Source organism: Neobacillus sp. PS2-9 (assembly GCF_030915525.1).
Lineage (GTDB): Bacteria > Bacillota > Bacilli > Bacillales > Cytobacillaceae > Neobacillus.
Map to the genome: position 1 here is coordinate 3,810,606 of NZ_CP133269.1, position 22,640 is coordinate 3,833,245.

Consider the following 22,640-nt stretch of genomic DNA (forward strand, 5'->3'; position numbering starts at 1 on the left):
TCATTTCATAGAATGTTCAAAATTTTGATTCACACACTACTAAAAAGAGGCTGACATTAGTCAGCCTCTTTTCGTTAGATATCAACCAGTATTCCTTAAACCAGCAGAAATTCCGCTTATTGTAAGTAGAACTTGTGTTATTAATTCATCATTCGGTTCAGCTTGCGTCCTTAATTCTTTTATTAACTCAACCTGTAAGAAGTTTAATGGATCTACATAAGGATTACGTCTGTGTACCGACTCTTGAATATTTGGAGTATGATCCAGCAATTCCTTATCCCCTGTTATTTTCAACAAAATAGCTTTTGTTCTTTCATATTCTTCTAAGATATTATTGAAAATTCTGTCTGCAATCGCCTTATCTTCAACAAGTGTTAAATATTCCTTCGCTGTGGTAATATCAGCTTTCATCAATGCCATGTGCAAATTATCAATCGTTGATCGGAAGAATGGCCACTTCTCATACATTTGTTGTAAGAGCTTAAGATTTTCTGTACTTTTAGAAGCGAAAGTATCTAATCCAGTTCCTGCTGCATACCATGCAGGGAGTAACTGCCTGCTTTGGGTCCAAGCAAACACCCATGGGATGGCCCTTAAATCCTCAAATCGTCCTCTATTTTTTCTACTCATTGGCCTTGACCCAATATTTAAGTCCCCAAGTTCCCTTAGAGGAGTAGCTTCATTAAAGTAAGTTAAAAAGTCTGGATCACCAAATACAAGGGATTGATATTTCCCCAAAGAAATACCTGCGATTTCCTCAATGGTTTCTTCCCATATTGGATCTCGGTGATATCCTGCCTCTTTTGATACATGTGTTGCCGCTAGCAGCAGTGTAGACGTTGCTTGCTCCAAACTGCGGTAAGCAATATCCTCAAGCAAATACCTTGATGATAAAACCTCTCCCTGTTCGGTAATTTTAACGCCATCTCCAATGGTTTCTGCTGGTTGAGATAAGATACTCTTATTTAATGGACCGCCGCCACGTCCTAACGAACCACCACGCCCGTGGAAGAACTTAAGACCGATTTCATACTCTTTAGCCATTTTATGAATTTCAATCTGCGCTCTGTATAGCTTCCAGTTAGCAGTTAATGTCCCGCCGTCCTTGCTGCCATCAGAATAGCCCAGCATAATTTCTTGTTGATCCCCTAAAATTTGCAAATGATTGCGATAAACCGGCATTTCAAAAAGCGTTTGCATGATTTTAGGACCAGCCACAAGGTCATCGATCGTTTCTAGGAGTGGGGCAACATTTAAATTACTTTCTAAAGTACCGTCTGCATGTAGTCGATAAATTCCCGCCTCTTTCGCTAAAACAAGGACTTCAAGCAAATCACTTGGTGATTTAGTCATACTTACAAGATAGACAGTTATAGCTCTCTTTCCAAACTCTTCATGTGCCTCTTTGATCATTTGGAACACTTTAATCATCTCCTGCGTTTCCGCAGAATAATCTTCATTTAATAATAGGAGTGGGCGTGGATCCATAAGGATGTTCTGTAAAATTTTTAATTTTTCTTCTTCAGGAAGCGCTGGATAATTCTCAGTAATACGGACCTTACGTAAAATCTCTGAAATAGCTGCTTCATGTTCCCCACTATGGTTACGAATATCAAGAGTAGCTAAATGGAAACCAAACAATTGCACTTGACGGATTAGCTTTTGAATTATTTTTAATTCATGCGCAGTGGGATGATGCTTTTTTAAACTTCTTTTTATAATAAATAGGTCTTCTAATAATTCCTCTGCAGAACGATAACCTAGTTCTGAGTTCCCCACTTGCTTAACCCGTTCAATAATAAGCGCAAATGCACGGCGGTACACCTCTGATTTAATTGGCCATTTTTTTTCTTCCCTTAAGTAAGTATCTTCCTTCTCATTAATAAACGTAAGAAGCTCCTCACTTACCTCTACACGTTTAGTAGAGTGGCTGTACCTCTTCATTAGGTCAACTAAAACAGTCTTATACTTCTTTAACACCAATTTTCTTTGCCTGTTTAATGTTTCCCATGTGACCTCATGAGTAACATTTGGATTACCATCTCGGTCTCCACCAATCCAAGAACCGAAACGTAGAAAATTAGGAACTTCCCACGTAGTCGTTGAATAGTAACTCCCTAAGCAATTAGCCAATTCCTGGTGTATTTCCGGTAGGACTTCAAAAAGTGTTTGGTCAAAATAATAAAGTCCATTCCTTACTTCATCTAAAACAGTCGGCTTATGCTCACGTAATTCATCGGTTTGCCAAAGGATGGTCACTTCATTAAACAAGCTTTCTTCAAGCTTCTTTCTTTCTCTGCTTGTTAATAACGGATGATCTAAGCTTTTTAAGATGTCAGCAATTCGTTGTTGAATTTCAAGAATTGAGCGTTTCGTCGCCTCCGTTGGATGGGCTGTTATCACTAATTCCAACGAGAGTGTATGTAATACATTTCGAATTACTTCTTCATTAATATTGTTCTCTTTAAGAGAAAGAACCGCACTCTCTATAGAAGCAGGTTGTACAATAGTATCATCTTGAAGCTGATACTCTCTTCTTCTTCTGATACGGTGGTTTTGTTCAGCAGCATTTATTAAATGAAAATACATTGAAAAAGCACGGATGATTTGCCTCCTCATCGGAGAGCTTAAATTTGCAATTTCAGCTTTTAAATCAGCATAAATTTCCTGATCAAAGTGTGTTCTTAGTGTTTTAGTCATATGTCTAATCTTTTCCACTTTTTCGAACAGTTCGGAACCACCATGATTGACGAGAATTTCCCCAAGCATTTTTCCAAGTAATTTCACATCGCGTCGCAACGGAAGACTGCTGTCATTTACTTTTAATTCTGTTGCCATACCATTCACCTTCCTATAATCAAAAAATTCGCTAAATTTTTATTTATAAATATACCATAACTTTACCCATCATGTGAAAGAAATAACTTACTTTTTAAAAAAATAGAAAAAAACCTGCACATTACAGGTTCTGATCATATAGGATTTATTCTTTTCTATCAATGACGAGGACATAAGTTTTTCGATCATCATCACTATAAGTTACAACAATTGAAATAACGGTTTTGTTATCAGCGTCTAACTTGATCGTTTTGCTTGTGCCACCTTCAATTAAGATGGTTGAACTGCTGTAGCGTGCAGTTGGGCTTAATGTTATGGAATCAATATCATTACCAACAGACACATGGTAAGTAAATTCATCAGTAGAAAATGCACTATCCCATGTTCCATTGTTAACTGTTAGTGAAGAAAGGGTTGCTTTACTGACTTTTTGTGCTGTGATTGTGGTATTACCTTGTTGGCTCATAGTTGGTTGGAATGTATTGGTTCGATTGTTTTGTGTTGGGATGGTTGTTTGTGAATTGGCCGAATTACCCCTAGCCACATTTATTGTATAGGTCTTTTTTTCCCCATTCTCTGCCGTAACAACAATAGTGATGATTGATTTCCCAATAGGAAGGTCCACCGAAACACTTCCTTCTTTAAGGCTAGTCCCGTTTACCTGAATAGTTGATGTTGTTTCTGCTGCAATAGGTTTTATTGTAAGAGACGGTACGTCGTCTGCTATTCCCATATTATACTCGTATATTTCAGATGAAAAGCTCGGTGATAGTTTTCCAGTAGACAATTGTAACTTTTGCAAAAGGTTATTCCCATTTTGTTTTCTAGTAACGGTAAGCGCATAGGTATTCTGTTGGTGTGTACCGTCAGAAACAGTAATGAGGAATTTGTTTTCTTCTGTTAGAAGTGAAAATATGCTTGCTACACCACTTTTGATAGACGTGTCATTTATGGTAATGCTGGTTTCTGGATTACCACTTTCTACAAGTAATTTAATTTCCTTTGTTTCATTTTCTACAGTAGTAGAATATTCTTTAACATCTGCCGTAAAATCACGATCGAGCTTAATCCCTTCAATTTCTAATTTTGAAAGTGTGTTTTCAGACTGATTTTCCTGTACAGGAACTGTACTTTCAGCATATGCAATAGGTATGTAAGAATAGTTCCCCATCCCGATTATGGAAGCAACAAGTATAATATTTATTCCTCTTTTTGGTACCTTCGCAAACATGTCTTTTCCTCCCGCATCCATATTGTAGACTAAAGGTACCACTGGATGCTTAAGAAATCCTTAACTTTTTTCGAGTACCAATAAAATAAAAAGCCGTAAATCCTGTTTCTTTTACAAGATTTACGACTTTTTTCTATCTTCTATTGAATTCTTCCAGTTTAGAAGAGATAGCTACGGCTACTTCTTCATCCGACTTTTGAATGGCTTTTTTAAAAAGTGTATTAGCTAAAGAGCCCATAGGACCGGTTGCATTAATTTCAAGAAACCCTGTTACTCTTGTTTTGTTTCTATTCATTGCTTTAGCCTCGAAATATCCTTCACCTAGGTATTTTTCATTCGAGCGCTTTAATTCGAAACTTACCTTCAAAGGTTCATTCCATATGATATTATCAATGATTAAACTGACCTTTTTTTTCATAATGCCTAAGAGGTCGCTTTTAAATTCCCATGTAATTTGGTTTTCATTTACTATTTCATGTTGAATATAACCTGGGACCAAGGGGGCCCAGTTATCCGGATCGCGTATAAATTTCCAAATCACTTCAATTGGGATATCTAATTCTACATGTTGAATTTCACTTGGCATTTATATCCCTCTTTCATAATCATTATAAAAAGCCTTCAAGTATCTGAAGGCCTTTTTAAATATATATGTTTATAAACCAGTTTATAGAAGAAATATCCCGAACTAACGAATTGCGTCAAGAAAAATGTTCTGTTTCATTATAAATTGATGGATTCGTTCTGCTGCTATCGATAACTGTTCTGGGGGCTGTACCATAGCTATTCGTACATACCCTTCTCCCAACCTTCCAAATGCGTCACCTGGAATGACTGCCACACCTGCTTGATCAATCAATTCAAAGGCAAACTCCCTTGATGTCCATCCAGCAGGTATTTTTGCCCACACAAACATCGTTGCAGGAGACTTTTCAACCTGCCATCCACTTTTCTTTAGACCAGAAATTAATGCATCCCGACGAAGTTCATATTCTTTCACTTGTTCTCGAAGAAAATGAAAGTCGGAGGTCAATGCAGTTACTGCTGCTTTTTGTATCGGATAAAAAATTCCATAATCAATATGAGACTTAAATGAAGCTAAAATCTCAATGGCTTGCCTATTGCCGACAACGTAGCCGATTCGACAACCAGCCATATTAAAGGTTTTGGAAAGTGAATTGAACTCAATTCCGACCTCTTTTGCTCCTGGTATTGACATGAAACTAAGCTGCGGATGATCATCAAAAATCAATTCAGAATATGCAAAATCATGAACAATCAAGATTTCATGCAACTTTGCAAAGGCCACTACCTTTTCAAAGAAACTTCTATCTGCTAATGCAGTAACAGGGTTTCCGGGATAACTGATAATCATCATTTTTGTATTCTGAAGTACTTCTAATGGGATTTCATCCAACTTTGGTTGAAACTTATTTTCGGCTAACAACGGTAGAGGATAAATTACTCCACCCGCAATGTTTACACTTGCTTCATAAATGGGATAACCAGGGTCTGGAACCAAAACATAGTCACCTGGATTAATCAGGGCTGTAGCCAAGTGTGCCAATCCATCCTGTGAACCCATTAGCTGTAAGACTTCATTTTCTTGGTTTAGTTCAACCGCATACCTTTTTTTATAAAAATAACTGACTGCTTCATGAAATTCAGGTATTCCTGTCAGTGTATATCCATATCGACTTGTGTCCTTTGAAGCTTCAACTAATGAATCCACCACAAACGACGGCGGGGGAAAATCAGGAGACCCGACACTTAAATCAATGACATCTTTTCCTCTTTTTATGGCTTCTTTCTTACGATTCGCTACTTCTTGAAAAATACTTGCAGACATCTTTTGCAGTTTTTCCGATGCTATGAGATTCATAGTCCTTCCCCACAATCATATTTTTTACAGAATCTTCCTAGTATAATAATTTTATTTATTTTAACATAATTCAGATTATATCAGTCTAATGATTTGTATTCTATATTTCTAAATAACCATTGATTATTATCCCTCCATAAATTAAGATTTGTAGATAGATAAAAATTCAGAATAGTCAATGCATTATATGGAGGTAACTGAATTGAAATTCTTACAGTATTGTTTATTCTTTTTGGGGTTAACCTTTTTTGGCTTAGGCAACGCTATTGCGGTTAAAGTTAAATATGTTGGCCTCCATCCATGGGAAGTACTGAATGTAGCTCTTTATGAACATTTTGGTTTTACCATTGGTACATGGGGAGTGGTGTGTGGTTTGATTCTTATCCTCATTTCATTCTTCGTAGCTAGAAGCTATATCAATATTGGCACCATTTTAAACGCTTTATGCATTGGGCCCATTATGGATTTTTTTCTTTGGTTAGATATTCTTCCGAAGGCAACCCATTCCTGGGTAGATTATGTTATTTTATTAGTTGCAATTGTTATTACTGGAATCGGTGGCGGCATGTATGTGGCAGCAGGGATCGGGGCAGGTCCTCGTGACGGCTTTATGCTTTCGATTTCCGATAAAACAAGACTTTCAGTTAGCCAAGCAAGAATCATGGTTGAAAGCTTCGTCTTAATTATTGGATTCCTTTTAGGTGGTCCGGTATTTATCGCCACTTTTGTCTATACATTTATTCAGAGTCCTGTTTTTCAACGTTCCTTGAAGGTGTTTAAGTCATTGGTGAAATCCCTAAAAAAAAGAAAAGAACAAAGTCAGGAAAGCGTTGTTTTGTAATACTATAGAAATAGCCCCACTTTAAATGTGGGGTTATTTCTATAGTATTCTTTTTATTCCTGGAATCTTGCATATCCAGGCTGATAAAACAAATCCAATAACGGGTCCGGTTCCTGCAACGATTAAAAACTTCAATAGGGCCGGTAAATCAAATTGGTGTAAATATAAACTTATACTGACAAGAACAAGAGGATGGATGATATACAGGGTATAAGCTGATTCAGATAACGTTCTCCACATCTTCTTTGTTACATTATGCCTTGTTTTAAACATTGAAAGCAGCCATAAGCAAATACCTATGCAAACAAATGGCTCCCACATCGCATAAACAAAAGCCTGAAATCCCCATCCCCCTGAAACATGCATATTCCCCTCTAAGGCACCTGTCGCTATAAGTGCAATTGGTAAAATAGGTATGGTAATGGCTGAAATCATGGCCCAAAGTTTTACTGTTTTTACACTTATCTGATCTAACCAATTATGCTGATACGCTGTTGTACCGGCGATAAATAGTAAGATATACGAAGGAAAATAACCAAACTGTAAACCTAGAATTCCCACTCCTGTTGGCCAACCTAAGCGAATTAAAAATGCTGCTATACCTAAGCTAATTGCCGTAAAGAATAATTTCCTATTTGAAGGAAAATCTTTTGAAGCTTGTTGGATTCCTAAAAAGAACTTACGATAAGCAATATAAAGAATCGAAAAAATTAATAAAGCTTCAACAAACCATAGTGGGCCAATGTTAATGCTATGCAAGGTAAGGATCTCTTTTTGATAGAATTCACTAAAGGAATATTCATTCTTAAATCCTACTATATATTGGATAAATGGTCCTATTAGAAAGGTATAAAAAATTAATGGAATCCCTAAGTGAATTAAACGGTCTTTTAAGAAAACTTTAGCTCCTTTCCGGTTAAATGATGGAGGAGTAAAATATCCAGATAGAAAGAAAAATAATCCCATAAAATATGATTGATTAATAGCCGTAAAAAGCGTCAAAATAATTGCAGTCACACTTAAACCATTGGTTGGTTCGACATCTTCATAAACCCATGACCCATCTGCCCCATATGTTATTGCTGTGTGATGTACCAAGACCAAAACGGTTAGTACGACACGTAAATGGTCTAAATAGAATAATCTCCTTTTTTCCATTTATTTCCCCTCCTAGAGGTATAAACCTTCTTCATTATCTGACTGAAATCACAGGAAAAAAGTTACAAAAAATCCATCCAAGGATGGACCTACTTAGACCATATCTGGCACATTCACTTTCTTTAATCCTTGTAAGGTGAAACAACTGGCAAAGATAATGAGTGAAAATAGGAGAAAGATATGGCTTACACCAATTTTGGAGATTAATATACCTGTTGTTAGGGCAGATGTGATTTTTACAATAGAAGCTAACATGGTTCTTAAACCGACAACTCTTCCAATATACTCTTTGGTTGAATTCAGTTGAATAAGGGTCTGGGTAACAATTAAGTGAGACATCGTAAATAATCCAAGGACAAAAACTAAAATAGCTGCTGTTGTCTTGAAACTATTAAAATGTAACAAGACAGCTGTTAACGCCATTCCCACCATTGTAAAAACAATCGACCATTGTTTATACTTTTTTAAAAAGTACGTGACTACGATTCCAGCGAGTATTCCCCCTACAGCAAAAGAAATATCAAAGACCGAGTATAGTCCGCTACCTCCTTTAAACACCTTCGCTAACGGTAATAGGATAGTGGTGGTCATTTGAATGCTAATGCTATTCAAAATAGATAAAAATAGTAGATATCTCATTCCGTCTCGATTTTTGATAAATTCCCATCCGGAAAGAAGCTCTGAAAAATATTGTATTTTGTTTTGTTTCTTTTGTTTTGCGTTGATCTGTTTAACTAAAAAATAGAGAATGGCAGCTAGCAGGAAGGTCAGCGAGTTAATAAAAAAACTTAGGGATAAGGACAATTTAATCAGTAACACGCCAGATACCGCAGAACCTACAATTAAGGCACCGTCATTTAGCGAAGAAGACTTAGAGATAACAAAGGGAATATCTTTGTCTAAGAAAGATTCTTTTATAAAAGACTGCTCAGCTGGTTTATAGATGGTGTAACAGACAGCTAATAGGAACTGTAAAAAGTAGATGAAAAGTGTTGATTCGAAATGTAAAAATATCAGAATAGACATGGTCAGTACGATGATGAATCGAAAGATATCTGTCAACACTACAATCCTTTTTGACTGATGGTGATCCACATATACGGAAACAAATGGTGTTAATAAAATACTTGGTAGATAATAAATGGCTATCATAACGCCAATCGAAAGGGCCTCACCTGTTAAATGGTAAATGTACCACATAATTGCAATTTGCTGTATTCCGTCTCCGAAATTACTAATCATCGAACCTAGTAAATACGGTAATTTATTATTCGTCATTTGTAATCCCCCTTTTTCTACCTCCCTTATTGTAAATTCAATTCTTAATAAGTAAAATTACAATTATTTTATTACTTAGCATAAAGAAAACTTATTAAATCAAAAAGCAGTTATCTACATAGATAACTGCTTTTAAATCATTTCACCGTATCTAACAGGTCTCCCCATGTGGTAAGGGTAGGTATTTTTTCACCGCTGAATATGGGATTTACAAAACTAAGTAACTTCCCGTCCTCAGAGCGAATTTCAAAACGAATCCAGCTTACCTCTGCCTTCTTTAAAATAAATTGGTTTTGAATAATATTCCCCTCAATCATTGGGATATCTTTTACGATTTGACCGTCTTGAATCCAATGAAGAGTCGCATTCGCTGGGGTTTTCATTGGCATAATCTCATACCATACCTCGACCTCATCCTTTTCATCAAAACAATCGGTTAAATTACTGCCCGCCAAATAGGACACTCCATCTACAAAAATATTAATAATAAATTCAGGCCCTCTTGATACATACGCTCGGCCCCTTCTTACCCCATTTAATAGAGAACTAGCTGTCAATCCTTCACAATAGACAAATGTTGCAGGATCCCCAATGACAGATGGAGGCCCATCTTCCTCATATGACTCTGTAGGCAATAAATGTGAATCGGAACCCCCAATACCATACATCCGATACCCATCATTCCACAACGTATTCCATAATAGCAATGCCTGTTCAGTTGCTTCCGGGTTATCCTTGTAGGTTGGATCATTCCAAATTTCAATCACATCGATATCAGCTAACAGAGTTGTTCGATACTGCCACTCCCAAGGTTTTAGCATAGGGTGATTTATGCTGACTATGGCATCAGCTGTTTTGACCTCACGTATAATTCGATTCATGCCTTCTTCAGTCTCCATACCACCATCTGCACAAGACGGACGCCAATCAATCCATTTGGTTAGGCCGAGTGCATTAAAGTGCCCTTTTGAAGAAGTAATTTCCACACCAGGAATCACCATAATTTCATCTTCTAGCCATTTTGTTGGAAGTATATTATGGTCAGTAGCTACAAAGAAATCCAGATTCATTTTTCTGGCCTGTGCCATTCCATAAAAAGGTGTCATCTTACCATCCGATTCCGTTGTATGTGTATGAAAATCCCCTTTATACCATCGTGTCTCAGAATTAAACACCTGATCTTTTTGATAATCGTTTAAAAGAAAGCCCTTTGCCATTCCGTCCTTTGACCAGGTTATACCTTCCACGCTATTTTCATTTTTTCGCCCAAAACCACCCATATATTCTATCGTATAGTGACGATTTTCAGATGTAGGGTTACTCAAAATTTCAATCGACCAGGTTCCTGAAGCTAGTTTTCCAGTAACAGCACCAAAGCTTGTATCCTTCCAAGAAGTAGAAATCATAATCGTCTTGGGCTCATTAATGGCAAGGGATTGAGCCCTTAGAGTCTGATTAGGATCCCATATTAAAATCGAGTACCATCCTTTAACCGAAAAAGAGATGGTCAATTCAAGCCAGTCAAATTCAGTATCTACATCAAACGGTAAAGAGAAAGACGGTGCCTGTAACACACCGTCAATCTTTGTTGAGTACGAAGCAGTCAACGTCCATCCTCCTCTTTATTTTTTCACTACTTTATCTAGTGCCCTTTGTGCCTCTTTTTGGGCATCCTTCAATGCTTTCTCAGCAGATACCCCTTCAATTTCTACTTTATCTGCAGCTTTTACTAGTGCATCGTAAATTTTGCCACCAGTAGGATCGACAAATGGTGGTGTAGCAATTTGCGCCTGCTGTAACGGGACATTAATTTGTGGATTCTTCTCAGCAAACTCCTTGTATGCTGGAACATCCTGTGCCGATTTTCTAACTGGAATATAACCAGAATTAATTGACCAATCAGCTGTGTTTTCAGCATTTGTGAAGAATTTCAACCATTTAAATGCTGCTTTCTTTTCTTTCTCAGATGCTAGAGCAGGAATGGCACCCATCTGTGCCCCTGCATGTGGAGCTGCTTCATGACCTTCCCAGCCCGGCTGTGGATATGCTGCTAAAATAGAGAAATCTAAATCTCCCTGGTCACCACTTGAACCCGTGTAACCTGCGGCACGCCCTTGCATTGCATCATCGATTGTCTTATACCAATATTCCCAGCCCTGACCATCGTGATGGATTGTCATCGTCTTATCCTCTTGGATTCCTTTTCTGAAAAACTCCCATGCTTTTACCCATTCTGGAGAATCGACTAACACCTTTTTACCATCTTCACTTAAATATTTTGCACCATTACTAAGTGCTGCATCGATCATGTTATCTGGTCCCCACATTGGTGCCCAACCATAAACCTCTGTCTTATCTCCACTTTTCTTTGTTAATTGTTTTGTTACTTCTGCAAATGATTCCCATGTCTTTAATTGTTCAGGAGCAATACCAGCCTTTTCAAACATATCCTTACGATAATAAAGAACTTGTGTTGTTCCATAAAGTGGTAATGCATACTGCTCTCCATTAATTGTTCCTTGTTGATAAAAAGCATCAACAAAATCTTCTGGATGGAAGTCAGCATCCTCTTTTATGTATTTTGTTAGAGACGCTAAAGTTCCTTTTTTTGCGAAAGCATCCATCGGGTCATTTTTCAAAAGAACTGCAGCTGGAACTTTTTTTGCTGCTATCGCTGCTTGCAGCTTTTGTAATGTTTCATCATATGAACCTTGAGCTACACCCTTAACCTTAACTTCATTTTGGCTAGCGTTAAATTCTTTAATTCTTTTTTCAACATTCTCACCAAGCTTTCCGCCTAAACCATACCAAAACTCAATTTCTACTGGTCCATTTGCAGATGACTTCTCTGAAGAACAACCTGAAATCATTGAGACTAGTAATAAAACAATCAAACTAAATATACCTATTTTTCTTGTAAACATCTTTTTCTCCCCTTTTTATCCTTTTAACCCCTGGTCACTAATGCCAGAGATAATCCACTTTTGTACAAATATGAATAATATCAATAATGGCAAGACAGCGAATGTGCTTGCAACCATGATAAGTGGCCATTGAATTCCATATGCGCCTTCTTGAATAAAGAATTGCCTTAACCCAGTAGTGATTAACATTTTGCTTTCACTAGTGGTTATTAATGTTGGCCAGAGATAACTATTATAGTTTTGGACAAAGCTAATTAATGCAAAAGTGATGAAGGTAGCTTTCGTCGTAGGAAAAATAATCCTCCAAATGATGGTCCAGTGTGTTGCTCCATCTACTCTTCCAGCCTCAATCAATTCTTTTGGCACCTGAAGGAATGCTTGCCTAAACAGAAATATCCCAAAGACACTGCAAGCATTTGATAAAATAAGCCCTTTATACGTATCTAGTAAATGAAAATCGGCTAGGATGACGTAGCTTGGTACATATGTAGCCGCAACAGGTAGCATATAGGAAATCAAAATGATTCCAAATAATAGATTTCTTCCTTTAAAACGCAATTGGGTAAAAGCATAAGCAATCAGTGCTGAGTTAACGATTTGAATAAGAACAATGCCCGTTGCGGTAAAGACACTATTAAAGATATATTGGTCAAATGGCGCCATGGACCATGCTTCGGTAAAATGGTTCCACATGGGTTTTTCTGGCCAAAGGGTGGGTGGAAACTGCCAAATTTCATCCTTTGTTTTAAGCGCACTTACCACCATCCATAAGAAAGGAAATACCATCATGATGCTAATGAAGATCAAAACTACATGCCTTGCTAGTAAAATAGGTACTTTTTTCAACTCACCAGCCCCCTTTCTTTTATTGGTAATGCACCCATCGTTTGGATAATAGAAACTGGAGGAACGAGAATACTCCAGTAATCAACACCAATATGATGGCCGTTGCAGTTGCCTTTCCCATGTTAAATTCCTCAAATGCTGTTTGGTAATAAAAATAAAGCATGGTTCGGGTACTTCCTGCAGGCCCCCCCTGAGTTAACACTTGAATCTGATCATAGGCCTGGAGTGCGTCAATCGAGGTGATGACTACCAAGAATAGGGTTGTTGGTGAAATAATTGGAATTGTAATATGTACAAATTGGCGCCATTTGCTTGCCCCGTCTAATGAAGCTGCTTCGTAAAGACTGACAGGAACCTTTTTCAAAGCGTTTAAGTAAAAAATCATTGCCCAACCTACACCCTTCCAAACACTAACGATAATGACGGCAGGCATCGCCCAAGTAGAGCTAGAAGTCCATTCAAGACCAGGAAGGTGAAGTAAGTTAAGAATCCAATTCGCAAATCCTACTTTCGGTTCATAAATCCAGGACCAGACAATGGAAATGGCGACAGTGGGAGTAACCCACGGTGAAAATATCAAAGTCCGATAGATTCCCATTCCCTTACTCTTCCCACTTACTAACAAAGCAAGCAACAAACCTCCTACTACACAAGGAAGGACTACGCCCATTGAAAATACGAATGTATTTAAGAGGACGGAGTAAAAGGTAGGATCTGTTAATAAATCGGTATAATTGCTAAAACCCACAAATTCGTAATCAGGGCTGACATAGTCCCAATTTGTAAAACTAATAAGGAAGGATTTTCCCATTGGATAAATCCAGAAGATTAGAAGTGGAATAATAGCTGGTAGGATAAACAACAAGGGAGCTATGGAGAGGCTTTTTCTCTTCTCCTTTTTTGCTATGAATCTCTTACTCTGATTTAGTTTTGCTACTGGTGTACTCACACGATCACCCCTTTCTTCAATTTATGAATTCATTCACATTTTATACATTCAATTTTTGAATACGTTTTAATATTACCAGTGGTTTCCTTATATGTAAACAATAAAAGTAAAAAAATTGTCACATTTCCTGTTTTTTTGTCCCGGGAAATACTTTTCAACACAAAAAAACCGCTTGGATTCCAAGCGGTAAAATGACTGAAATTATAACCACACTTCCTCGAGAACTTCTCTAAATAACTCATCGAGTAATGGGGTGAAATTCTCCTTTGTTATCTTTAATGACTTTGTGTATCCCTCTAGTCGTATCAATTCATTTTCTAGAAATTCGTTTATCACAGTAACCTTGGGCTCAAGTTTCAGCTCATCCCCTCTTATTTTCCTTTCTAGTAAGGTAAAAATTTCTTTTTTAAGCTCACCCTCTCCAAGTAAATCCATGATCAAATCTTGAAACAAAATTGGGGGAACAGTATAATATTTTTCAATCCACATACAGGCCAATATGGGCCGAAGGACATAAAAATATTTTTTTATTTTCACCTGATCACCTTGAAGATAATCACGATAATTGCCCCTCGCCATGTTTAAATAATGATAAAGCGCAGAATGGGGCTGAAATACCTTCTCTTGAATCGCCTTCATTTTGTCTACGAGGGAAAAAGCTTGATAATAGACTATTCCAGAATGAAGCCACTCCATTAACGGCGGATTTGATTTTCTAAAAAGTTGGAGGGCTTTTCGCAATTCCCAACCATTCATATCGAGAAAGTCATTGATTGGCAGTTCAATCACATCCCGTTTTTGATCAATGCTCAAATACCACTCTTTTCTATGAACATAGATAAAACGGACATCATAATCACTATCCTTGGATGGAAATCCCCAGGCCCTACTGCCTGACTCAACTACAAAACAGATCTTTATATCATGCAGTTCTTCCAGCCTTCTTATTTCTTCAAGAATTCGCTCTTTCATACTACTCCCTCCTTACAGAGTTTCTTGACCAAAGATTCTTACAATATTGGCGATAATCCTGATGGAACTTCTGAACCCACGGACCCTCTTTACCAGGAAAGTTGCGTCCTTCAAAAGATGTAATTGGCACAATTTCTTGAATGGAATTAGTGACAAACATTTCATCAGCTTCTAGTGCTTCTTCAAAGGAGTAAAGTCCCTCTTGAATCTGCAAATTATTTTCCCAGCCTAATTGAATAACAAACTGGCGGGTAATTCCATTTAAGATACCGGTATGTAAAGAAGGTGAATATAAGACATTTCCTTTAATCCAAAAAAGATTAGAAACAATGCCCTCCGCTAGATATCCTTGCTCATTTAGAAAAATTCCTTCTATGTCTGGAAAATCTCCAATTTCTCTTTTTGCCAATACATTATTTAAATAATGATGGGACTTTAAACGTTGATTCCCTTCAGGGCTGTTCCGCTTTACCTTCAACAGTACTGCCTTTTTTTCAATTAATTCCCCTGCAGGTGGTAATGGCTTAGGAAAAATAATCAAATTCGGCTGGAGGTAAGGTTCTACCTGTAATCCCACTTCACCTAATCCGGCAGAAACATTTAAGCGAATGTAAGCATTTGTCAGCTGGTTTCTTTCTAATAATTCCTGCAAAATATTTTTGATTTCTTTCCTTGTATATTGCTGCTGTATCGACAGTTCTGCTAATCCCTGATTAAGCCGCTCTAAATGGTCATCTAATAAAAATGGATGTCCGTCATACACTCGGAATGTTTCAAATAAACCTATGCCATATAAGAATCCATGATCAAACGGGGAAATTCGAGCGTCTTCTTTACTAATAAATTGACCGTTTAAGTAAATCAACATGTTAATTTCCTTTTAGGATTGCAGCGTGTTTATAATAATTAACGAAGTTCTGCAACAACTCTTTCCCGCAGGTCGTCATAATGGATTCTGGATGAAACTGTACTCCCTCGATTGGAAGGTCCTTATGGCGAATCGCCATGATTTCCCCTTCTTTCGTCCAAGAGGATATCTCAAAGCAATCTGGCAACGTTTCTCTTTTAACAATTAACGAATGATAGCGTGTGGCTGGAAAAGGGTTCGGAAGCCCTTGAAAAATTGTTTTCCCATCATGGTACATATCTGAGGTTTTTCCGTGCATAAGTCTTTCTGCCTGAACTACTTGTCCTCCAAAAGCCTGAGCAATGGCTTGTTGGCCGAGACAAACACCGAAAATTGGAATTTTTCCACCAAAAAATTTGATTGCATCTAAACTAATTCCCGCCTCATTTGGACTGCATGGACCAGGTGAGACCATTAAGAATTCTGGACTTAGATTTCCGATCTCCTCAATTGTGGTTTGGTTGTTTCGTTTTACAACTAATTCTTCTCCAAGCTCGCCTAGGTATTGTACTAAGTTAAAGGTAAAGGAATCATAATTATCAATCATAAAAATCATCGCATTTTACTCCTCTGCCATTTCTTTTGCTTTCCATAAAGCCGCGGCTTTTTTCATAGATTCTTTGTATTCATGTTTAGGATTAGAATCGATGACAATACCTGCACCTGCCTGGACATGTGCCATGCCATCCTTTACAAGCATGGTTCGGATAATAATATTTAATTCTAAGTCACCGCTAAAATCTATCCAACCAAGTGATCCCGTATACACTCCCCGTTGAACCGGCTCTAGTTCTTCTATGATTTCCATCGTTCGAATTTTCGGAGCACCTGTTATCGTTCCACCAGGGAATACTGCGTCAATAATCTCAAAGCAAGAATTCTCTTCGTCCAATTCCCCTCTAACATTGGAAACGATGTGCATGACATGAGAGTATTTTTCAATCGTCATAAATTCATTGACCTCAACCGATCCGTACTTACACACTCTACCAAGATCATTTCGTTCTAAATCCACGAGCATGACATGTTCTGCTCGTTCCTTTTCGTTTTCAATTAATTCATTAGCGAGGGCTAGATCTTCTTCGAGGTCCTTTCCTCTTGATCTCGTCCCTGCAATTGGCCTTGTGCTTACTTCAGTTCTATCCTTTTTCACAAGTAGCTCTGGTGATCCACTTACCAGCTGAAATTCTGGAGTATGTAGGTAACCCATATATGGGGATGGATTCAAGGCTCTTAATTGTTCATACACCTCAATCGCCTGAACCCCAATTGGTTTTGATTGACGCACCGCTAGATTTACTTGGAATACATCACCTTGTGAAATATAGTGTTGAACTTTCCTTACAGCCTGTTGGAACTCTTCTTCTGTCATCGAAACCTGCAATTGATTCATATCGTTTAGACTTGTTTTAACAGGTGGGACGGATGGCAATTCCTCAAGCCAGCGTTTTTCCCAATTCTCTAATCGCTGATCTATACCTTCATCATTTTCCGCCAAAATGAAGATCCAAAGAAGGTCCTCTTTATGATCAAATACAAACCATTCCTTTACAATAAAAAAGTAGATTTCCGGTATGCCAATGTCGTCTTTGGCTAGGTTAGGGAGTTCTTCTATGTAACGAGCATAATCATAGCTTATGTACCCAATCGCTCCACCAAGGAAGCTCGGCAAGCCTTCCATTTTATCAACATAAAAACGATTCATCCATTCTTTGAGTAGGTGAAGTGGATTCCCTTCCAACTTTTGGGTACCGCTTTCATTTTGGATTTCCAATTCATAATTTTTCCCTTTCATAATCGTTTCAGGTTGAAATGCAGCAATGCTGTATCTCCCGCCGCGCCCACTTTCTAATAGCACATGATGGGTCTGATTTGCCGCTATTAAACGGTATTGTCTAAAAAAACTAGAATAGGTATAGGGAACTTTTTTACTATATAAATGAAGTTTCTTCAATCCATTCACTCCTAATCTTTACTCTTTTTTCATCATACTTGAAAAGGGTGTCAGGCACCACTCTACATTTTTTAAAACTGGTTTAAATCCCTTCAATCCTTTCAAGGTGTCAGTATGGTTGGATCTGGTTCTGGTTCTGATTCAGGACCTGGGCCTTGTTTAATAATTCAATTTTTATTTCTTTTAAGGAATAAATATTGAAGGATTTTATAAACGGACTGTGGAAAATGGTAATAAATTAGTATTAAAGTCAAATTTCATAAGGGGGCATTATGAAAGAAGAATCCATATTAGTAGTTGAGGATGAGGAAAAAATAGCACGCCTACTCGAATTAGAGCTTGAATATGAAGGATACCAAGTAACGAAGGTACTAAATGGTCATGATGCTTTGGAAACTTATAAGAATCATAAATGGGACTTAATTTTACTTGATGTCATGCTCCCAGGTATTAGTGGAATTGAATTACTTCGGCGGATAAGACAAATTGACAAGCAAACTCCGATCATATTACTAACCGCAAAAGGTTCTGTTGAGGACAAAGTATCTGGATTGGATTTTGGAGCCAATGATTACATTACCAAGCCTTTTAAAATTGAAGAGGTTCTCGCAAGAATTCGAGCCGCATTAAGAATTAAACAAACGCAACAAAAAAAACCTGAAGACAATTCTGTATTAACTTTTTCAGATTTAAAAATTAATAAAAAAACCAGAGAGGTTTTTAGAGGAGAAACAGAAATTGACTTAACTCCAAGAGAGTTTGATTTACTTGTTTACTTAATGATGAATAAACGACAGGTACTGAACCGGGATCAAATACTAGAGGCCGTCTGGGGCTATGATTTTATGGGGGATACAAATGTGGTAGATGTATACATTCGTTATGTAAGGAAAAAGATGGACCTACCTGCTAAACCCCTATTAATTCATACGGTTCGTGGAGTCGGTTATGTGTTAAAGGAAGCAAAATGAAGCTTAGGAATAAGATCAATTTGTATACGGCAGTGTTGTTTGCTTCCCTTATAATGATCATGAATATTTCTGTATATTTAACTTTTAGCAAATTAACTTTTGACAGTGAACTAGATATAGCCGCGAAAGAATTAAGAAAAACGACAAATGACATCGCTAGGACACTCGGTACAGCACGTGAAGATGAACTTCTACGCAGCTATGTACCAATTAATGGAATGATTCAAATTGTTACAGCTAATCATAAAAAACTAGCTTCTGTAACGAGTCCAACTGGGCAAATTTTAGTAAAACAAAAACCTATATATTATAAAGGAGAAATTACTAAATTTATTGTTTTTGAAAAAAAAACATATGCATTTGATTCAATGCCAATCGTACTATTAGATGGTAGTGTTGGAAATCTTCAGGTAACAAAAAGTCTAGAAACTGCTAAAGAAAATTTAAGCATTCTCCGGTTTGTTTTAGTTATGATGACGGTGCTAGCTTTAATTCCTGTAATTATTTCCAGTCGAGTATTAAGTAAGCTGATTATTAGCCCTGTATCTTCATTGATTGAGACTATGAGAGAAATTAGAGAGAGCGGCCAATTTAAAAGACTAACTCTCGAGGAAAAATCAAAAGATGAGCTTTATCAAATGGGCGTAACTTTTAATCATATGATTGACCTGCTTGAAACCAATTATGAAAAGCAGCAGCAGTTTGTATCCAATGCATCTCATGAGTTTAAAACACCTATAACCATAATTGAAAGCTACGCGAGTCTTTTAAAACGTAGAGGATTGACCGAACCGAAACTTTTTTCAGAATCGATCGAAGCCATTCACTCTGAGGCTGTCCGAATGAAAGAATTAACAGAGCAGCTTTTGTTACTGGCAATGCATCATGAACATTGGAAAATTAATAAAAAGTCGATTGATCTTACAGTTTTTATCAGCCAAGTTATTCATACCTTTGAAAGTGCGTATGACAGAAAGGTCGAGTATGAACAAATAGAAGTATCTCAATTACTTGTTGTAACCGATGAACAAAAGATAAAACAACTGCTGTTCATTCTTCTTGATAATGCCAGAAAATATAGTGATGAAGTTATTTCTGTCATTACGGGAGTCGAAAACGAAATGGTCTATATCAAAGTGTCAGATAAAGGAATGGGTATACCTTATGATGAACTTCAGAAGGTTTTTGACCGCTTTTACCGCGTCGATAAAGCTAGGAATAGAAAAAAAGGCGGTTCTGGGCTTGGTCTAGCGATAGCGAAAGAAATAGCAGATGCAATTGGTGTGGAGATTCAGATCGACAGCGAAGAAGATTTCGGCACCACAGCTACTCTTTATTTCAAAGAAGATAAAAATTAATCCATTTCTCAGCATTTTCTAATTTTCATATCAGACAATAAATGTAAGTGGACAATGGTGAGGTGGAATATCATGAAGAAAAAAATTTGGTCATGGCTATTTTTAAGCATTATCATTGTTGTTATTGTTTATTTTAGCTGGGTGAAGTTTGTTAATACTAAGGCTTCTGCTGGTATTCTTTCTGAATTCGAAGCAAAAGCGCTGATTCAAGAGCGCTATCAAGGAACAGTTACACAAATTGAATTATCAAATGAACAATATTCTATAAAATTTGAAAAGCAGAAAAATATTTATTCAATTTTGCTGGATGCTAAAGATGGTAAGGTGCTATCAGTTACTAAAACAAAAACCGGCGCAGCTTCCCCTAATCACTCTCAAGCTCCTGTCACGAAAATGCTAACTGAAGCAGAAGCAAAACAGATTGCTGAAAAGCAAGTGAATGGGGTAGTTAACCAGATACTGCTTGAAACTAAGGGTGGAATATCCTTTTACCTAATAGAAATAAGAACGCAGGATGACCAAGAGGCTGTTGTCCAAATTCATGCATTTACAGGTAACGTGATGTCTTTGGCATGGGACGATCATCATAATAAGGATGATACTACAGATGATGATACTAAAGACCAGAAAAAATCCGATGATGATTAAAACAGATGTGGAGTCACGATATTAACACATGTTCTCAGTAATTTCTAATGTTTCTTCCCCCTTTCCTCTAATCTTTGCTGGATAGTATGAAAGTGTAAAGACTATTCAAAAGGAGGAATTAATAATGAGAAAGAAGTTTATTATTGGTGCATTATCCACTATGTTAATTTTAGGAGGAGCGGCTGCAGTTGGTGCTTCAAAAAACAATACTAGAACAGATGACTCCGTCCACCAGGAGAATCAAAAGACTAGTATCAGCACTAGCTCAACTAAACAAACCAAAGTACAATCGGACATAGCTGGGAGAGAAGTGGAAGTAGAGTCGGAGCATGGAAAAACATTTATTAAAATAAACTCTGATGATCATGATAAACGAATTCACGACAGCGTGGACGATGGGCAACACCATAATAGGCATAGTGGCGATGATGATACTAAGACAGGTGATGACTCACACCAGAACAGGCATAGTGGCAATGACGATGATTCCGACGGTCATGGCAAATAATCAAATTTATATAAAATTGAAAAACTAAAAAGATCTTAAGAGGACAAGAAGCCCTATCCATTTCGGATAGGGCTTCCTTTAAATGTGTACGTTCATTAGTAAATGTCCTAAGAAATTTTCTTTAATTCGTCAGTTAGCTTCAAGAATAGGTCCTTGTTTCCGTCTTGTAATGTTTGGTCGATTTCCTTTCGGATTTTCTCCCTCTTGAATTCAAGCAGGACATTGTTTAGAAACATCTCAGCAACTACAGCATCTGCGTTCTCATCCGAATGTTGTGGTGAATTTAATAATTTCTTTTCCATGGAAATCAACTCCTTGAGCTTTTTTTCATTATACATTGAGTTTTCTAAAAATTCAAACACTTTATTTTAGAAATTGTAAAAAAGTTTTTTTGGGATATTAGCTTTCAAATTTCATTTTGATTTTATCTCGAATTTTTGGTGTGAAGGGTAAATATTTAGGGAACATTAACTTCAACTATCATTTTGAAGGAACAGGAGGAAAATATGTATGGAACAAGCTGCATTAACTGGCTATCACCCCGTAAATAACATTGAAGTTTATTATGAGTTTTATCCGAATCCAAAATCAGATAAGACATTTGTTTTATTGCATGGTTTTCTTTCTTCCACCTTTACCTTTCGCCATCTCATAACACTAATGAAAAAGGAATATCAAGTGTTGTCAATTGATCTTCCCCCCTTCGGAAAAAGTGCAAAATGCAATCGATATGTATATTCTTATAAAAACCTTGCCCAAACCGTTATTAAACTAACTGAGTCATTAGGTTTAAAAAAAATGACCTTTATTGGCCATTCCATGGGTGGTCAAATTGTGTTGAATATTCTTCATATGATGCCTGAACTTGCCGATAAGGCGATTCTTCTTTGCAGTTCAGCTTATCTCAAACGCTCTAAATTACCATTAATCCTGACAAGCTACATTCCCTATTTCCACCTTTTTGTAAAGTACTGGTTTGCAAGAACTGGTGTGAGGAAAAACCTACAGGATGCTCTCTATAATCACTCCATCATTAATGATGAAATGATTAATGGCTACCTGCAGCCCTTTTTACAAGATGAAATCTTCATTGCACTTACAAGGATGATTCGGGATCGTGAAGGAGATCTTCCACCTGAGGCTCTTAAGCAAATAAAAACCCCCTGCTTATTACTTTGGGGGGATCATGACAATTCCATGCCACTTAAAGTTGGTGAAAAGCTAAACAAGGATTTAGAAAACTCTGAGCTAGTTGTATTAAAAGAAACAGGCCATGCCCTTCCAGAGGAACGCCCTTTTGAAGTATTCGAATATATCAAAGGCTTTTTAGAAAAATTTCAAACAGCAGCCGATTATTAAATAAAAGAAAAAAGGT

The 22,640-nt window shown here is 37.2% G+C and carries 21 protein-coding genes; 6 read left to right on the plus strand and 15 right to left on the minus strand.

The features are described 5' to 3' along the window. Nucleotides 1-81: 81 nt before the first annotated feature. The 4 genes from ppc to RCG25_RS19175 form a co-directional block, all read right to left on the minus strand. Complete coding sequence (ppc, locus tag RCG25_RS19160; protein WP_308080414.1) at nt 82-2,838, minus strand: phosphoenolpyruvate carboxylase; 2,757 nt, start codon at nt 2,836-2,838, stop codon at nt 82-84. A 145-nt stretch (nt 2,839-2,983) separates the two neighbouring features. Continuing rightward, nucleotides 2,984-4,069: a cadherin-like beta sandwich domain-containing protein gene (locus tag RCG25_RS19165; RefSeq protein WP_308080415.1), complete on the minus strand. Its 1,086-nt coding sequence runs from the start codon at nt 4,067-4,069 to the stop codon at nt 2,984-2,986. 133 nt (nt 4,070-4,202) lie between these two features. Next, nucleotides 4,203-4,655, minus strand: coding sequence for an SRPBCC family protein (locus RCG25_RS19170; RefSeq protein WP_308080416.1), 453 nt, complete (start codon nt 4,653-4,655; stop codon nt 4,203-4,205). A 102-nt stretch (nt 4,656-4,757) separates the two neighbouring features. Then, nucleotides 4,758-5,951, minus strand: coding sequence for an LL-diaminopimelate aminotransferase (locus RCG25_RS19175; protein ID WP_308080417.1), 1,194 nt, complete (start codon nt 5,949-5,951; stop codon nt 4,758-4,760). 187 nt (nt 5,952-6,138) lie between these two features. On the opposite strand from RCG25_RS19175, the gene RCG25_RS19180 reads away from it, so the two are divergent. Next, nucleotides 6,139-6,792 carry a YczE/YyaS/YitT family protein gene (locus tag RCG25_RS19180; RefSeq protein ID WP_308084223.1) on the plus strand — a complete coding sequence of 218 codons (654 nt, stop codon included), beginning with the start codon at nt 6,139-6,141 and terminating at the stop codon, nt 6,790-6,792. A gap of 39 nt (nt 6,793-6,831) precedes the next feature. Here RCG25_RS19180 and RCG25_RS19185 read toward each other — a convergent pair whose 3' ends face one another. From RCG25_RS19185 to pabB, 10 genes are all read right to left on the minus strand, one after another. Further along, nucleotides 6,832-7,950: an acyltransferase family protein gene (locus tag RCG25_RS19185; protein ID WP_308080418.1), complete on the minus strand. Its 1,119-nt coding sequence runs from the start codon at nt 7,948-7,950 to the stop codon at nt 6,832-6,834. A gap of 93 nt (nt 7,951-8,043) precedes the next feature. After that, nucleotides 8,044-9,228 carry an MFS transporter gene (locus RCG25_RS19190; protein ID WP_308080419.1) on the minus strand — a complete coding sequence of 395 codons (1,185 nt, stop codon included), beginning with the start codon at nt 9,226-9,228 and terminating at the stop codon, nt 8,044-8,046. A gap of 137 nt (nt 9,229-9,365) precedes the next feature. Continuing rightward, nucleotides 9,366-10,835, minus strand: a complete 1,470-nt coding sequence (locus tag RCG25_RS19195) for a CehA/McbA family metallohydrolase (RefSeq protein ID WP_308080420.1) — start codon at nt 10,833-10,835, stop codon at nt 9,366-9,368. A 15-nt stretch (nt 10,836-10,850) separates the two neighbouring features. Beyond that, nucleotides 10,851-12,152, minus strand: a complete 1,302-nt coding sequence (locus RCG25_RS19200) for an ABC transporter substrate-binding protein (RefSeq protein WP_308080421.1) — start codon at nt 12,150-12,152, stop codon at nt 10,851-10,853. A gap of 15 nt (nt 12,153-12,167) precedes the next feature. Beyond that, entirely contained in the window at nt 12,168-12,998 is an 831-nt protein-coding gene (locus RCG25_RS19205; protein WP_308080422.1) for a carbohydrate ABC transporter permease, read from the minus strand. 19 nt (nt 12,999-13,017) lie between these two features. After that, nucleotides 13,018-13,872 (minus strand): carbohydrate ABC transporter permease, encoded by an 855-nt coding sequence (locus RCG25_RS19210; protein WP_374121086.1) that lies wholly within the window; start codon nt 13,870-13,872, stop codon nt 13,018-13,020. A gap of 276 nt (nt 13,873-14,148) precedes the next feature. Further along, on the minus strand, nt 14,149-14,919 hold the full coding sequence (locus tag RCG25_RS19215; protein WP_308080423.1) for a nucleotidyltransferase domain-containing protein: 771 nt from the start codon (nt 14,917-14,919) through the stop codon (nt 14,149-14,151). Between the two features lies 1 nt (nt 14,920). Beyond that, nucleotides 14,921-15,787 carry an aminodeoxychorismate lyase gene (gene pabC, locus RCG25_RS19220; protein WP_308080424.1) on the minus strand — a complete coding sequence of 289 codons (867 nt, stop codon included), beginning with the start codon at nt 15,785-15,787 and terminating at the stop codon, nt 14,921-14,923. A gap of 1 nt (nt 15,788) precedes the next feature. Beyond that, nucleotides 15,789-16,382, minus strand: coding sequence for an aminodeoxychorismate/anthranilate synthase component II (pabA, locus tag RCG25_RS19225; protein WP_308080425.1), 594 nt, complete (start codon nt 16,380-16,382; stop codon nt 15,789-15,791). Nucleotides 16,383-16,388: 6 nt separating this feature from the next. Then, on the minus strand, nt 16,389-17,780 hold the full coding sequence (gene pabB, locus RCG25_RS19230; protein WP_308080426.1) for an aminodeoxychorismate synthase, component I: 1,392 nt from the start codon (nt 17,778-17,780) through the stop codon (nt 16,389-16,391). Between the two features lie 272 nt (nt 17,781-18,052). Here pabB and RCG25_RS19235 point away from each other — a divergent pair, with 272 nt between their 5' ends. From RCG25_RS19235 to RCG25_RS19250, 4 genes are all read left to right on the plus strand, one after another. Further along, nucleotides 18,053-18,751 carry a response regulator transcription factor gene (locus tag RCG25_RS19235; protein WP_308080427.1) on the plus strand — a complete coding sequence of 233 codons (699 nt, stop codon included), beginning with the start codon at nt 18,053-18,055 and terminating at the stop codon, nt 18,749-18,751. Beyond that, nucleotides 18,748-20,109, plus strand: coding sequence for a sensor histidine kinase (locus tag RCG25_RS19240; RefSeq protein WP_308080428.1), 1,362 nt, complete (start codon nt 18,748-18,750; stop codon nt 20,107-20,109). The genes RCG25_RS19235 and RCG25_RS19240 overlap by 4 nt, the downstream gene beginning before the upstream one ends. 72 nt (nt 20,110-20,181) lie before the next feature. Continuing rightward, a complete protein-coding gene (locus tag RCG25_RS19245; RefSeq protein ID WP_308080429.1) occupies nt 20,182-20,757 on the plus strand; it encodes a PepSY domain-containing protein in 576 nt (191 codons plus the stop codon). 124 nt (nt 20,758-20,881) lie between these two features. Further along, entirely contained in the window at nt 20,882-21,265 is a 384-nt protein-coding gene (locus tag RCG25_RS19250; RefSeq protein ID WP_308080430.1) for a hypothetical protein, read from the plus strand. A 107-nt stretch (nt 21,266-21,372) separates the two neighbouring features. Here the strand turns inward: RCG25_RS19250 and RCG25_RS19255 are convergent, their stop codons facing one another. Continuing rightward, on the minus strand, nt 21,373-21,567 hold the full coding sequence (locus tag RCG25_RS19255) for an IDEAL domain-containing protein (protein WP_308080431.1): 195 nt from the start codon (nt 21,565-21,567) through the stop codon (nt 21,373-21,375). Nucleotides 21,568-21,775: 208 nt separating this feature from the next. Between RCG25_RS19255 and RCG25_RS19260 the strand changes: the two genes are divergently transcribed. Next, complete coding sequence (locus RCG25_RS19260) at nt 21,776-22,624, plus strand: alpha/beta fold hydrolase (RefSeq protein WP_308080432.1); 849 nt, start codon at nt 21,776-21,778, stop codon at nt 22,622-22,624. Nucleotides 22,625-22,640 lie beyond the last annotated feature (16 nt).